We start from the raw sequence: 13,668 nt of genomic DNA, 5'->3' as shown, positions 1-13,668 counted from the left end.
AGCCGGTTCCCCTTGTCGGTTATTGTCCGCATAAGGGGATGTTTGCCGCCCGGTTTTCCGGCCCTCCTGCGCCATTTGTTTCCGCAATTACCTTATTTTTTAACGTCAAACCCCGTTTTTGTCTAAAAAATAAGGTTTTTCATCGAATATATTCCTCCTGAATAATTCCGGATGACTATCTTTATAGATTAATTCGCGCAATATGAATAGAGAACGTAACAATAAATCAGGCAGTCGTAATTATAGATACGAACATCTTTTATATGCCGTACTTTGGTGTATAGCATTGGCCTACCCGTTTCTCCGTGTGGGCGAGACAGTTTTGGACGGAGGCTCGTTCCGATGGGAGTCCGTCTTGCGGTCATGGGCGGATATGTTGCCTTTTGCCGTCTTGCTGTTGATTCACGCTTTTATATTGCTGCCGATTCTGTTTGTCAAGAGACATATCAGCGGATATATCCTCTCGACGGCCGTCTTGGTAGGCTTGTTTTTCATTTACACGGATACCCGCCACCCGGACAGGAATCCGCAGCGTCCCGTGCCGCCGTTTCTGGCAGCTCCGCATCCCCATCGCCTTCCCCCTGCGGATAGTGCGTTTCCCCCTTCGCCGTTTGACGAAGAGCGTCCCGAACCGAAGCCGGATACACCGTCGAAAGGTCTTAGAATCCCCGGTCCGGTCATAATCGATACATTCATTGCGATATTGTTGCTGGGTTGTCATTTGGCAATCAAACTGATGTTCAAGCATTATGAAGGCACGCGGCGGATGGAGGAATTGGAAAAGACGCAGATCCGGCAGGAACTGGCGCAGTTAAAGGCGCAGATCAGCCCCCATTTCTTCATGAACAGCCTCAATAACATTCACGGCATGGTGGAAATAGACCCTCCGAAGGCCCAGGACATGATTCTGGAACTCTCCGGCATGATGCGCTATGTCCTTTACGAGAGCACGTCTGCCGTGATAGTCCTTTCCAAGGAGATAGACTTCCTCTGCAATTACATCTCGTTGATGCGTGTCCGCTATACGCAGGACAGAGTGGCCATCGACTACAAGTTCCCGGGCAAGGAAGAGGCGGGGGCCGTCTACATACCGCCTTTGATTTTTATCATATTCATTGAAAACGCTTTCAAGCACGGCGTGAATTACCAGAACGATTCCTTTGTGAGCATCGACATGTCGATATGCGGTTCCGAACTTACGTTTCGCTGTACGAACAGCTGCCGGCAAGGCGGGACGAAAGACACGTTGGAAGGGGTCGGGTTAAGCAATATCCGCAAGCGCCTGGACATACTGTATGCGGACAATTACACGTTGGATATCGACGAGCGGAAGAAAACGTTTCATGTAACATTAACTATTCCTACGAAAAATGAGAATCAGATGTATAGTAATAGATGACGAACCCATAGCATTGGGGAAACTGCGGAAGTACGTCGGCCAGACGCCCTATCTCGAACTTGTGGCGGCCTGCGACAGCCCGATCGGAGCGATGCGTGTTCTCTCGGAGGAGAATGTCGACGCCATATTCACCGATATAAATATGTTGGGGCTGAACGGATTGGATTTCGTTTCCTCGCTGTCCAAATGCCCGTTGGTGGTTTTTATTACCGCATACCCCGAATACGCTGTGGACAGTTACAAGATCGGGGCTGTCGATTACATTGTCAAGCCCTATGGTTTCAAGGAGTTTCAGCGTGCGGCCGACCGTGTCCGTATCCAGTTCGAGCTGATGCAGCGGAGCAATGCTACTTTCCGGGACAACTCCGTCTTTGTACGTGCGGGCTGCAAGTGGGTGCGTGTCAGGATTGGGGATATACGCTACATTCAGGGACTCTGCGATTATTTGCGGGTCTCCCTTGCCGGTAGCCCGAAGCCGCTGGTCATCTATGCGACGTTTGCCCACATGAAGAGCTGCCTGCCGGCCAACTTCTTGCAGGTTCACCGTTCATGGATCGTGAATGTTGAACACATCAGGGAGATAGAGCGTGGCAGGATCGTGATGGACAAGGATATGTATATTCCTGTAAGCGATTCCTTTAAGGAGTCGCTGGCGCTCTACCTGCAAGACCGGTCTATCGGCAAGACGGGCAGCCGTTCCAAGGATTCCGATTGACAGATGAATACCTGCGGATTGGTCGAATATTTCCGCCGTTTTATCTAATCTGTTCTTTTCGTGAGAGATGAATTTTGTTTCTTTACGGAGAAATCGGTAAAAACGGAGGATAGATGAATGACATATTGGATACATATGATTCCGTCTCTTTGGACGAGATGAAGCGGGTGCGGTTGATGAATCGTATCGACACGAAGTATGTAACGACCTTACCCGTCCTTATCGCCCTGCTGCAAGAGGCGAAAGAGGCCTATCGGGTGCAAAGCACCGGCGGGCTGTCCATCATGCCGTACTATACGCTCTATTACGATACCGCGGATTCCGACATGTATAGGGAACATTTGCGGGGTCGCAAACGAAGGCAGAAAATCCGTATCAGACGCTACGAAGCCTCGGAACTCTCCTTTTTGGAAGTGAAGAACAAGAACAACAAGGGTCGTACCGAGAAAATCCGTATTCCGTTTCATGCGGACGACGCTGCGGGCTTGGGGCGGTTTATCGGAGAGCACTCCCGGTACCCATGGGCAGAGTTGTCGCAGCGGATAGAGAACAGATTCTCCCGCATCACGCTGGTGAACCGCAATTTCACGGAGCGCCTGACCATCGATACGCAGATAAGGTTCCACAATCTCGTCACGGAGAGCACCTGCCTGCTGGACGGGCTGGTCGTCATCGAGCTGAAACGGGAGGGGAATACCCCTTCCCCGATTGTGGAAATACTGCGCCGCCTGCGTGTCCACCCCGCGAAATTCAGCAAATATTGCATGGGAATGGCGCTGACGGACGGGCGGCTGGGATATAACCGCTTCAAGCCGAGGCTCCGTATGGTCGGCAAGATGTGCGGAATAACGGAAGAAGTTGATTTTTTAATATAGAATTGTTGTTTATGGAAGATTTGGAATTCTTGGATACTCCGTTGATTCATTCCGGAGATATGGGCGAGCTGCTGCTCCGGTTCGCCTTCAACGCATTCTTTGTATGGATAATAATCCACAAGTTGTATTATCCCAAAAGTATGCGTAAGGACTACTACTTCACCTTTGCCTTGATAAGTGTCAGTATCTTCTTTCTGATATTCCTGCTGGGAAGCGTCAAGATAAAGGTCGGTTTCGCGCTCGGCCTTTTTGCGATTTTCGGAATCATACGCTACCGTACCGAATCGATGTCCGTGCGGGAGATGACATACCTTTTTGTCATTATAGCCGTCTCCGTCATCAATGCGCTTGCCGTTACGCTTAGTTATGCGGAGTTGCTGGTCACCAATCTGATATTCTTGCTGTGTATCCGCTTTTGCGAGAACCTGCCCTGGCTCAGGCACATATCGGAGAAACTGGTGTTGTATGACAAAATCGAGTGGATAACGCCCGACCATCGGGAAGAGCTGCTGGAAGATCTGAAAAAACGCCTCGGGCTGGACATTACCAAGGTCGAGGTCGGAGCCGTGGATTTCCTGCGGGATACGGCTATGCTCAAGGTCTATTACAAGGCCGAATGGGAGGGCGGCAACAGTGTGAACAAACTTTCGAAGCTCCCGAAAGAGAACGGATAAAAGAAAAAGAAGATGAAGACAAGAATTATTTTTACGCTGCTCGTAGCGGCGGTAGCCGCATGTCCGTCATTGCGGGCGCAGGGTCTCTGGACGTCGGCCGAGATGAAAGTGAAGGTTGCCGGCGGGTTGAACGCTTTTGTGGAGGGCGAATACCGCACTCTCGACGGGTTGTCGGGTACGGAGCGCTGGGCCGGAACCGTCGGACTGGACTATAAGGTATGGCCGTTTTTGAAACTGACGGGCGGATACACCTATATCCACCAGCATACCGAACGGGAAATCACCAAGAAGGGAAATATCATCCCGTCCTATTGGCAGCCCAAGCACAGGGCCTTTCTGGCTGTGACGGGCAGTTATAAGTGGAAGCGTCTGACTTTCTCGTTGCGCGAACGTTACCAGTACACCTACCGTACGGAACAGTATGTGCCGAAATTCGACGACGACGGAGTGACACCCAAGGACGATGAATGGGTCGAAGCCAAAGGCAGGCATATCCTGCGTTCGCGTTTCGAGCTGGAGTATAACATCAAGAACAGCAGATTTACGCCTTTTGCCTCCTACGAACTGTACAACTCCCTTACAGACGGCTTTGCGGTTGACAAGTCCCGCTATACGGCAGGAACGGATTACAGGTTCAACAAGAGACACTCCGTCAATCTGTTCTACCGTTACATAAACAGAACGGACGACGATGAAGCCGCAGGGCACATCATAGGCATTGGATACAAGTTTAAACTTTAAAAACGGAATATATGAACGCTTATAAAATCACGCGGCACCTGCTGCTCCTCGCATGTTGGGCGGCCTGCTTTGCCTGCACGCCTTCGAATGACGATTTTTTGATGGACGATCCCGGAGGAATGCCGGGTAACGGCTCTTCGTCCGACGACGGTACGGCCCCCGATTTCGATCCCACCATCACGCCGTGGGACGGGGAGAAGGCCGACGATACGGGTTTGGATATAGTGGGGACGGACGCCGATTTCTACCACGAGGCCAATACTTTCTCCGGCACCGTAACCATTACCTATAATGGCTCTTCCGCTTCGGTGGAATGCTCCGACGATAAGATCATTACCCACACGAGCGGCGCCTATGTCACCGTGGACATGAAGACGAATTCGGTATCCGGGGTGGAAATTATTCTCAAAGGCAAGAGCCAGGACGGTGGATTGAAGATTTATGGAGAGAAGAAATTCAAGCTCTCCCTCAATGGCGTCGAGCTGGCCTCGCAGCGGGGGCCTGCCGTCAACAGCCAGTGCAAGAAACGGATTTTCGTACATCTGCACGAAGGGACGACGAATTACCTGACCGATGCGGCCTCATATACCGACGACCCCTATTATCTGGATTCCTCGGTATCCGAAGACCGTAAGGGGTGCTTTTTCAGCGAAGGGAATCTGCTGTTCAGCGGTACGGGTGTTTTGGTCGTTGCCGGCAGGTACAAGCACGCCGTGGTTACGGACGGCTATTTCTGGATGCGCCCCGGCGTAACCATTGCCGTTACGGAAGCCGCCAAGAACGGCATTCATGTCAAGGGCGACACCGACGATAATATCGGCGTTTATATCAAGGGCGGTCTGGTTTACGCCAACATCTCGGCGACGGCCGGAAAAGGCATCAAAACGGACCTCGATGCGGTGGTGGCCGGAGGGAAGCTCCTGCTGAACACTTCGGGCAATGCCGAGTACGATGCGGACGAGAAGGACACCTCGTCGGCAGCAGGTATCAAGAGCGACGGTTCCATCACCATTTCGGGCGGGACCCATACCCTCAAAAGTACGGGAACGGGCGGCAAGGGCCTGAATGCGGATACGGACATCACCATTTCGGGCGGCGAGACGACCATTACCACCACCGGGGGCAAATATACCTATTCGTCGAGTCTCACCTCTTCCCCGAAAGGCGCGAAGGCGGACGGCAACGTCACGGTCAGCGGCGGCAAACTCAACATCTCGGTAACGGGTAAAAGCGACGGTTCGGAAGGCTTGGAGAGCAAGGCGACCATGACTGTCAGCGGGGGCGAGCTCTTCGTTTACGCCTATGACGATGCGATCAACGCCGCCTCTGTGCTGAACATCACGGGCGGCAAGGTATATGCCTATGCGAGCAACAACGACGGTATAGATTCCAACGGCACATTGCTCATATCCGGCGGTCTGGTCATCGCTTCCGGCACAAGCGCACCCGAAGGGGGTATCGATGTGGACAACACCAGCCGGTTCAAGATCGACGGGGGAATCGTCATCTCCTCCGGCGGCTCCTTGCAGTCCAATCCCTCTTCCGCCAGTGCGCAGCGTTGTGTGGCCTATAACGGGATTACCATTTCCAAGGGGCAGAAGGTGGCGGTGCTGGATGCGTCGTCCAAAACCGTCCTGACCTTCGAGTTCCCGCGGACGATGAGCAACGCCTCGTTCTTTTTCAGTTGTCCCGACATAACGGCCAACGCCTCCTATACCATCTCTTCGGACGGCACTTTATCCGGTTATACCGAGAGTTGGAACGGCTGGTATAACGGCGGAACATGGAGCGGGGGAACGCAGCTGACCTCATTCACATCGAGTGCCGTAGTCACCTCTATCGGCAGTTCGAGCGGAGGACCGGGCGGAGGAGGTCGTCCGGGCGGCTGGTAATCCCTGCCCGGTTACATACCTTTCTCTATACTATATGATCTTCACGAAAGGGGTTGAAACTTTCTTTCCGGCAAAGCCGCCCGCGCCGCATATTGTAGCGTGGGCGGCTTTTATCTGTATGTTCCTGTCTGCATGTATCCGTGGCGGAGTGTTTGTCCGGACTCTGGCACTGACTATCCGGATTTTGATATGCCTTCTACAACGGGACGCTCTTTCTGTTGTCCGTCTTCCCTTTTTTCTTGCAGGCACGGCGGCTTGTTTTCCGCTTCCCTCTGCTTCTTGCCCGCTCCCGGGCAGCAGGGCGGGGCCCGGACAGCGGACGGTGCGGATTACCCTTGGTCCTTCCCGCTATGGAAAGTCTTGTCAGGGGCTATGCTGTCCCGGAAAGTCTGCGGAGACATTCCGGTCTTCTGTCTTACATATTTCCCGAAACTGGAAAGGCCCTGGAATTTGAAGAGGGCCGCGATTTCCTTGATGGATTTGGACGAGTGCTTCAATTCATGCTTGATATGTCTTATGGCGTTCTCATGGATGAAGTCCGAGGGGGTCCGTCCGCCGCTGACCTCCCGTACCGTTACCGAAAGATAATGCGGGGTGACGCACAGTTTGTGCGCATAATGGGCGACGGTCCGGTGTTCCCCGTTGTCCTGCGCCACCGCTTCTGTAAATTCCTTGAAGATATGGTCGGGGCGTCTCATGCGGCCCGTTCCCGGATGTCCGTCCGGGGCGGAGTGTCTGTGCCCCTCCTCCATGATTTCGCAGACCATGGCGGAGAACAGATAGCCCAGGGATTCGTGCCGGTAACGCAGGGAACCGGCGGTGGCTTTGCTGCGCTGTATGTTCCACAGCAGGTTCAGGGAGGGGTTCTTCCCGATGGACAATATCGGACAGCGGTGGAAATAATTGACGGTCTCCCAGAAGTCCTTTTCGATTTTGACGATGTTCTGGAAGAATTTCCCCGATACCCCGATCAGTTTGACACGCAAATCGGCTGCGGAGCGGGTTCGGTACATCACCGTGTTCGGCGGGCATACCATCACGTGCCTCTCCGTCACCTCCATGTCCGTCCCGTTGATGTTCATGTTCAGGCTTCCCCTGACCGGTATCAGCAGCAGGAAACAGTCCAGGCAGGCGACTTCTCCCTCCCTGACGGGAATCTGTTGCAGCTCCCCCGTCACGAAGTCGGCGTCCATATAGTCCAGCGAATCCGAATACGGGCCGAAACTGCCGATGCTTATCCGTGTTATCTTCTCCATTTCGTGCCAAAGATAGCGTTTTTTGTCCGTACATAAGCCAAATGTTACATGTTTTGTCAAATATATGGCAGAATGCGTAAAAAATGGATTACCGTTTTGCCCGTATTTCTGGATACCTTTGCGCGTATTTTAGAAAACGCGTATGAAAGATAAGACATTGAACAAGAAGAAATCACTCTCCCTGATGGGGATTTGTGCCATCATGTTGGCAAGCAGTATTACGGTTATGGTAGGTACGGCCATTATTTCCGCCGTGCCGGAGATTGCGGTCAGGTACGGGCTGCCGCTGAATCTGTCCAGTTGGCTGGTTACCGTGCCCGCATTGGGCGTCATTGCCGGAGCCGTACCTTTCGGACGGCTGATAGACCGGATCGGGGCATACCGGGTATGTATCATCGGGCTGGCCTTCTACGGCGTGTTCGGAATAACGGGCTTCCTCATGCCCGGTATCTGCACGCTTTTCGTCAGCCGTTTCCTGCTGGGTGTGGCGACCGCTGCCGTCATGACCTCCGGGACGGCGCTTATCTCCGAGTTCTATCACGGCGACAAGCGGTTGAGAATGATTGCCGTGCAGGGCATGGCCTTGGAAATCGGCGGTATCGTCTTTTTGAGTCTTGGAGGCTTTCTGGCGGAAATCAGTTGGAGAGGCCCCTTCTTTATCTATGCGATAGGGTTTGTGGCCCTGCTGTGGATCTACTGCTTCGTCCCCTCGCCGGGGAAAAGGCTGCTTCCGGCAGTCTCGGAGCAGGACGCGGCGAAGGTCTTGCCCCCGCGTAACAGAAATATATGGCCCGTTGTGACGCTGGCTTTTGTGGCGGCCTTCATCTTTTTCTCCGGTGTCGTCTCCTTGCCCGTCCATCTCCAGCACACGCTGGGACATAGCCCCTCCTTTACCGGGAACTTCCTGGCTTTCGTATCCATCATGGCCGTCGTGGCAGCCAGCATAATGCCCAAGATAGTGTAAGCTGACGCCCAAGGGCTGCCTCTGCGCCGCATTCGTCAGCTATGCGCTCTCCTACGGTCTGTTTACCGCGTCCGTGGAGACCACCATCCTGCTCGTTGCGGCCATGCTGCTGGGTATCGGCTTCGGACTGACCATTCCGTTGATCAACCACCTGACGGTGGAGCGTAGCAAGAAGGAAAACATCGGCAGGAACCTGGCCCTCTATTCCATCATGACCTCGCTGGGGCAGTTCCTCTCCTCGCTTTTGACGACGTTGGACATCGGGTACAGCCCGTTCATGGTCATCGCCGTGATGGCTGCCGTCGCATTCCTCGGGACGCTGGCCATGTTCAGGAACTGACCGTCCGTCCCCGCTTTTGAACTGCACCCCAAAAGTTTTATGTCTAACTTTTGGGGTGCAGTTCACTTTTCCGCAACTTCTTTTTGCAATTTTTTGTATCGGTAATAGCCTGCATTTCAAATTAAAACGGTACTTTTATCGCCATGATTGGTGAAAATCCGCAAAAATTGTAATGGAGCGAATGGAGACGACTTTCGGGACATTGCCGCGGCGTGTCGGCGTACTGGTGCTTGCACTCTTTCTGATGGCATTCGGTATTGTGCTTTGCATCCGTGCCGATTTGGGCATTAGTCCCATTTCGTTGTTTCCCTATGTGCTTAGCCTCGGTCTGAAGCCCACCATAGGACAGTTTACCATCGCCTTGCATGTGCTGTTCATTCTCGGCCAGGTCGTGTTGCTGAAGCATGAGTTCCGGAAGTTGCAGTATCTGCAACTGGCGATGACGGCCGTTTTCGGCTTCTTTATCGATTTCAGCATGTGGCTCACCGGATGGCTTGTGCCGCACGGTTACCCCATGCAGCTGCTTACGCTGGTATGCGGCTGTGCCCTGATGGGGGCGGGAGTCAATTTCGAGCTGATGACCCGCACCCTGCTTCTTCCGAGCGAGGGCATAGCGCTGGCCATCGTCAGGACCGCAGGCCGTCCTTACAAGAGTGTCAAGATCATCTTCGACGTCTCCCTTCTCGGCATAGGTTTCCTCACGTCCGTAATGCTTCTGCACCGCGTGGAGGGGATACGCGAGGGGACCGTCGTCTCGGCCTTTCTCGTAGGCTTGATGGTAGGCTGGCTCCAGCCCTGCCAGCAGAAGGTCGGCAGATGGCTGAATAGGGAGGACTGACCCCGGTATCGGAGTGCGCTGTACGGCAGGCCGCTTTGTCGGGCACGGATTGAGCCCCGGCATACGGAAAACTGCAAGGAGAACGACCCTTTCCCGCCGTTTCGGGATCCGGCCGTCGGCAGCCCAGCAATGCGATGACGGAAAGGAACTTCCCCGCTGCCCGGGATGTCGGCGTACACTGCTCCGAGTGTTTCAAATTATATCTTCAAAGTGAAATTTATTGCACTTTTCCTTGTCTGGTAAGAGAATTTGCATTACTTTTGCGAAGAAAAGGCAATATTTTGCACCTATGGATTATTCGATTATCAAGGAGCGGCGCATGTTGCTGGGACTTACCCAGCAGGATTTGGCTGATTATACGGGATTGAGCCTGCGTATCATCAAGAGTATCGAGGCGGGAAAGGGAAACCCTTCCGTCGCGACCCTCTCGAAGATTGCCGCGACGCTCGGTCTGGAATTGTTGTTGAGAGTGAAGGAGGCAGTCAGATGAGACAAGCGGAAATATACAGCAACGGCGTTCTGGCCGGAGTGCTTGCCGAGACCGACAACGGACAGTACCGGTTTCGGTACGACGACGCGTTTCTGGCGGACGGCAGCCAGACAGCCATTGCCCTTTCGTTCCCCAAAAGCGGGAAGGAGTTCGTATCGGAGACGTTGTTTCCGTTTTTCTGTAACATGCTCGCCGAAGGTGCGAACAGGGCGTATCAGAGCCGCACGTTGAAGATCGACGGCGAGGACGCCTTCGGGCTGTTGCTGGCAACGGCGCATACCGACACCATCGGGGCGATAACGGTCAGGGAGATATGAAGACATCGACGGTTTGTCCCGGCCATCTGGCCGGGGGATTCGGCGGCTATTGTCCGTCGTGTGTGCGGCGGCTGTTCGACGGGTGCAGGGTCAGCCCCCTGCTCGATTTCAATTATGACGCGGAGAGCGGGGATTTGGCCGCCGGTATCAACAGCCTCTCCGTGTCGGGCGTGCAGGAGAAGCTCTCGGCAGTTCTCTCCGGTGGAAAGATCGTGCTGACTCCCCCCGGCGAACGGGGGCGTTACATCATCAAGCCGGCGCCGGCTTACAAGCACCTGCGCTTCCGCGACCAGATTCCGGCCAACGAGCACCTGACCATGCAGATTGCATGGCAGGTGTATAAGATCCCGACGGCGGAGAACGCGCTGGTATTCTTCCGCAGCGGCGAGGCGGCCTACATCACCCGGCGTTTCGACTACGCTGCCGACGGCAGCAAGATCAAGCAGGAGGACTTCTCCTCGCTGGCCCGCAAGAGCAGCGCGACGCACGGGCGCGACTTCAAGTACACGGGCAGCTACGAGGATGTCGCCGCGTTGCTGAAAGCCTACGTCTCGGCGTGGCAGGTGCAGATGAGCCGTTTTTTCGCGCTCGTCGTCTTCAACTACCTTTTCGCCAACGGCGACGCGCACCTGAAAAACTTTTCGGTGCAGCAGACCCCCGGCGGCGATTACCTGCTCGCTCCGGCCTACGACCTGCTCAACACCTCGATTCACGTCGCGGACGAGGATTTCGCCCTGCAAGGCGGGCTGATACCGCTGTCGGAGTATTCCGACACCTATGCCCGCACGGGACACCCATGCAGGGCGGATTTCGAGACATTCGGGCGGCGTATCGGCGTGCTGCCCAAGAAGATGACCGCGATTCTCGACACCTTCTCCCGGGAGCAGCCGGAGGTCTATGGGCTGATAGACCGTTCCTTCCTCGACGAGAAGTGCAAGCGGATGTACCGGCGCTCGTATCAGGAGCGGTTGAGCCGCTTTGTCAGGCACGGTTGAGCCCCTGCCGTTTCAAATCGCATCCGCAAGGTGTAATTTATTGCGCTTTTCCTTGTCCGGTAAGGGTCTTTGCATTACCTTTACGAAGAAAAGCGCAATATGTTGCACCTGTGGATTACTCGGTTATCGGCGACAGCGGCGCATGTTGCCGGGACTTACCCTGCAGGATCTGGCCGATTCTCCGGCATTGAGCCTGCGTATGCAATCAGGGAGTACCGGGGCAGGAAAGGGAACCCTTCGACAGTCCATAGACAATTACTGTGCTCTTAACTTGAATTACAAAGAATCTGAACCGGCCCGTCCTTCGTAAAAAGATTACGGCGCAAACGAAGGGAACACAGGGGGAAGAATCATACGCACAAGTGTATTTGCTCTACCGTTTATAAACAATTCAATAAAAAATGAAACATATTATCGTCTCTATTATCATTATCTGCGAAGCACTGTTTTGCCACGCATAGGCACAGGAGCCGGCCGAAGGTTATCGCATACAAAAAGACATTTCCTATTTGCATACGGGAGAAACGGATGCTTACAAACAAGAACGCTGCAAGCTCGACCTCTATTACCCTGCCGATAAAAAGGACTTCGCCACGCTTGTCTGGTTTCATGGCGGCGGCTTGGAAGCCGGAGAAAAACATTTTCCGAAGGAGTTTTTAAATCAGGGATATGCCGTAATAGCTGTGAATTACCGGCTCAGTCCGCGTGCCGAAAATCCCGCATATACGGAAGATGCAGCCGAAGCAGTAGCATGGACTTTCGAGAATATCCGACAATTCGGAGGAAACCCGGACAAAATATACATATCCGGGCATTCTGCCGGAGGGTATCTCACATTGATGCTCAACTTAGACAAAAGTTACTTGGGAAAGTGGGGCATAGATGCCAATAGAATAGCAGGCGCCTTCCCCATCAGCGGCCAGACCACCACTCATTACACCATCCGTAAAGAACGCGGATTGCCCTCTGGCATTCCCGTCATAGATAAGTATGCCCCATCTAATAACATACGCAAAGACGCATCACCCATGATACTTATCACCGGAGACAAAGAATTGGAAATGCTTGCGCGTTACGAAGAAAATGCCCACCTGTACGCACTCCTCAAGGCATTGGGGCAGAAAGTAACATTTTACGAAATGGAAGGTTTTGATCATGTAACAGTATCCGCACCTGCCTGCATATTAATTAATAGACAGATGAAGACACACACCCGGGAATAACCCCCGTTTACAAATCCTAAGAGGCCGGACAAAGACAGTATTGCCCGGCTTTCTTGTTCCGTTCTTTATTCCTTTTCCCTTTTCCCCGCTGTTCCGGGAGTGCTCCGCAGGGAGGCCCTGCGAACCGCAAACCGGAAGTCTTTATCATTTTCTCTCCCCTAAAAACCTCGTTATCTCGTTTTTTTTCGTATATTTGCCTATCATTAAACGATATACGATATGAAGAATTTTATTTTGTTAAGATTTTTGCTTATAGTACTGTTGTTGTGTTGCGTCTCCCGCCATGCGGAAGCCCAGGACCTGAAGTCGATATTGTCCGGTGTGGTGAAAACCGTGGTGGGGGACAAAGCCACGACCTCGACCTCTATCGTCGGCACATGGCAGTATTCCGCTCCCGACTGCTGCTTCGAGAGCGACAACCTGCTGGCACAGGCAGGGGGCGAGGTGGCCGCTGCCGAGGTGGAGAGCCGGCTGGCGTCCGTCTATAAGAAAATCGGGCTGGACAACCTCCGGTACACCTTCAACGAGGACGGTACATATTCATACACCGTCAAAAAAATCTCTTCGAGCGGAACCTACACCTTCGACGAGAGCGCCAAGACCATCACGATGACCGGCAAGCTGGGCATCAAGACCGTGGCCCATGTTACCACCACGGGCAGCAGCATGAGCCTCGTTTTCGACGCCGACAAGCTCATGACCGTGTTGAAGACCCTCTCCGGTGCGGTCTCCAAGGTCAACTCCACCGCTTCCACCCTGAACAGCATTATCGGCTCCTACGACGGCCTGCTGTTGGGCTTCGAGATGGCGAAGCAGTAAGCGCGTTACAGCGACAGAAAAAGGAAGTCTGCAAAGGGCTTCCTTTTTTTTTGTGCCTTCCCCTTCGGAGCAGTCCGCAAGGACGGCCTGCACCTGCTGTGCGCCGGAACCTTCTCCGGCACGCTCTGGG

At 53.7% G+C, this 13,668-nt stretch carries 14 protein-coding genes and 1 pseudogene; 14 read left to right on the top strand and 1 reads right to left on the bottom strand.

The annotated features are described in order from the left end of the window. Positions 1 to 202 precede the first annotated feature (202 nt). The 6 genes from K429_RS0115085 to K429_RS0115060 all read left to right on the top strand — a co-directional run bounded on the left by K429_RS0115085 (position 203) and on the right by K429_RS0115060 (position 6,296). On the top strand, positions 203 to 1,399 hold the full coding sequence (locus K429_RS0115085) for a sensor histidine kinase (protein WP_026367441.1): 1,197 nt from the start codon (positions 203 to 205) through the stop codon (positions 1,397 to 1,399). Beyond that, positions 1,371 to 2,114 carry a LytTR family DNA-binding domain-containing protein gene (locus tag K429_RS0115080; protein ID WP_052340659.1) on the top strand — a complete coding sequence of 248 codons (744 nt, stop codon included), beginning with the start codon at positions 1,371 to 1,373 and terminating at the stop codon, positions 2,112 to 2,114. The genes K429_RS0115085 and K429_RS0115080 overlap by 29 nt, the downstream gene beginning before the upstream one ends. Before the next feature lie 113 nt (positions 2,115 to 2,227). After that, on the top strand, positions 2,228 to 2,989 hold the full coding sequence (locus K429_RS0115075) for a polyphosphate polymerase domain-containing protein (RefSeq protein WP_026367439.1): 762 nt from the start codon (positions 2,228 to 2,230) through the stop codon (positions 2,987 to 2,989). 11 nt (positions 2,990 to 3,000) lie between these two features. Then, the gene (locus K429_RS0115070) at positions 3,001 to 3,663 is read left to right on the top strand and encodes a DUF4956 domain-containing protein (RefSeq protein WP_044096686.1); all 663 of its coding nucleotides are present in this window, start codon (positions 3,001 to 3,003) and stop codon (positions 3,661 to 3,663) included. 12 nt (positions 3,664 to 3,675) lie between these two features. Continuing rightward, entirely contained in the window at positions 3,676 to 4,404 is a 729-nt protein-coding gene (locus tag K429_RS0115065) for a DUF2490 domain-containing protein (RefSeq protein ID WP_026367437.1), read from the top strand. Positions 4,405 to 4,415: 11 nt separating this feature from the next. Beyond that, on the top strand, positions 4,416 to 6,296 hold the full coding sequence (locus K429_RS0115060; RefSeq protein ID WP_026367436.1) for a carbohydrate-binding domain-containing protein: 1,881 nt from the start codon (positions 4,416 to 4,418) through the stop codon (positions 6,294 to 6,296). A 329-nt stretch (positions 6,297 to 6,625) separates the two neighbouring features. Here the strand turns inward: K429_RS0115060 and K429_RS0115055 are convergent, their stop codons facing one another. Beyond that, complete coding sequence (locus K429_RS0115055) at positions 6,626 to 7,552, bottom strand: AraC family transcriptional regulator (protein ID WP_155923415.1); 927 nt, start codon at positions 7,550 to 7,552, stop codon at positions 6,626 to 6,628. 142 nt (positions 7,553 to 7,694) lie between these two features. Here K429_RS0115055 and K429_RS29920 point away from each other — a divergent pair, with 142 nt between their 5' ends. From K429_RS29920 to K429_RS0115005, 8 genes and pseudogenes are all read left to right on the top strand, one after another. Then, positions 7,695 to 8,516 carry an MFS transporter gene (locus tag K429_RS29920; protein ID WP_081750885.1) on the top strand — a complete coding sequence of 274 codons (822 nt, stop codon included), beginning with the start codon at positions 7,695 to 7,697 and terminating at the stop codon, positions 8,514 to 8,516. Between the two features lies 1 nt (position 8,517). Continuing rightward, complete coding sequence (locus K429_RS29915; RefSeq protein WP_081750884.1) at positions 8,518 to 8,856, top strand: MFS transporter; 339 nt, start codon at positions 8,518 to 8,520, stop codon at positions 8,854 to 8,856. A gap of 181 nt (positions 8,857 to 9,037) precedes the next feature. Then, on the top strand, positions 9,038 to 9,694 hold the full coding sequence (locus K429_RS30295; protein ID WP_155923414.1) for a YitT family protein: 657 nt from the start codon (positions 9,038 to 9,040) through the stop codon (positions 9,692 to 9,694). Positions 9,695 to 9,926: 232 nt separating this feature from the next. Continuing rightward, positions 9,927 to 10,184, top strand: a complete 258-nt coding sequence (locus tag K429_RS0115035) for a helix-turn-helix transcriptional regulator (RefSeq protein WP_197031243.1) — start codon at positions 9,927 to 9,929, stop codon at positions 10,182 to 10,184. Next, on the top strand, positions 10,181 to 10,501 hold the full coding sequence (locus K429_RS0115030) for a HipA N-terminal domain-containing protein (RefSeq protein ID WP_026367430.1): 321 nt from the start codon (positions 10,181 to 10,183) through the stop codon (positions 10,499 to 10,501). Before K429_RS0115035 ends, K429_RS0115030 begins: the two co-directional genes overlap by 4 nt. Further along, a complete protein-coding gene (locus tag K429_RS0115025; RefSeq protein WP_026367429.1) occupies positions 10,498 to 11,496 on the top strand; it encodes a type II toxin-antitoxin system HipA family toxin in 999 nt (332 codons plus the stop codon). Before K429_RS0115030 ends, K429_RS0115025 begins: the two co-directional genes overlap by 4 nt. A 401-nt stretch (positions 11,497 to 11,897) precedes the next feature. Next, positions 11,898 to 12,719: pseudogene (locus tag K429_RS28765) on the top strand (alpha/beta hydrolase). A 219-nt stretch (positions 12,720 to 12,938) separates the two neighbouring features. Continuing rightward, positions 12,939 to 13,538 (top strand): DUF4923 family protein, encoded by a 600-nt coding sequence (locus K429_RS0115005; RefSeq protein WP_026367428.1) that lies wholly within the window; start codon positions 12,939 to 12,941, stop codon positions 13,536 to 13,538. Positions 13,539 to 13,668 lie beyond the last annotated feature (130 nt).

Source organism: Bacteroides sp. 14(A), from assembly GCF_000526555.1.
Lineage (GTDB): Bacteria > Bacteroidota > Bacteroidia > Bacteroidales > Bacteroidaceae > Bacteroides > Bacteroides cellulosilyticus.
Note: the sequence above shows the minus strand (reverse complement) of the source record. Positions and strands in the feature narration are given on the sequence as shown.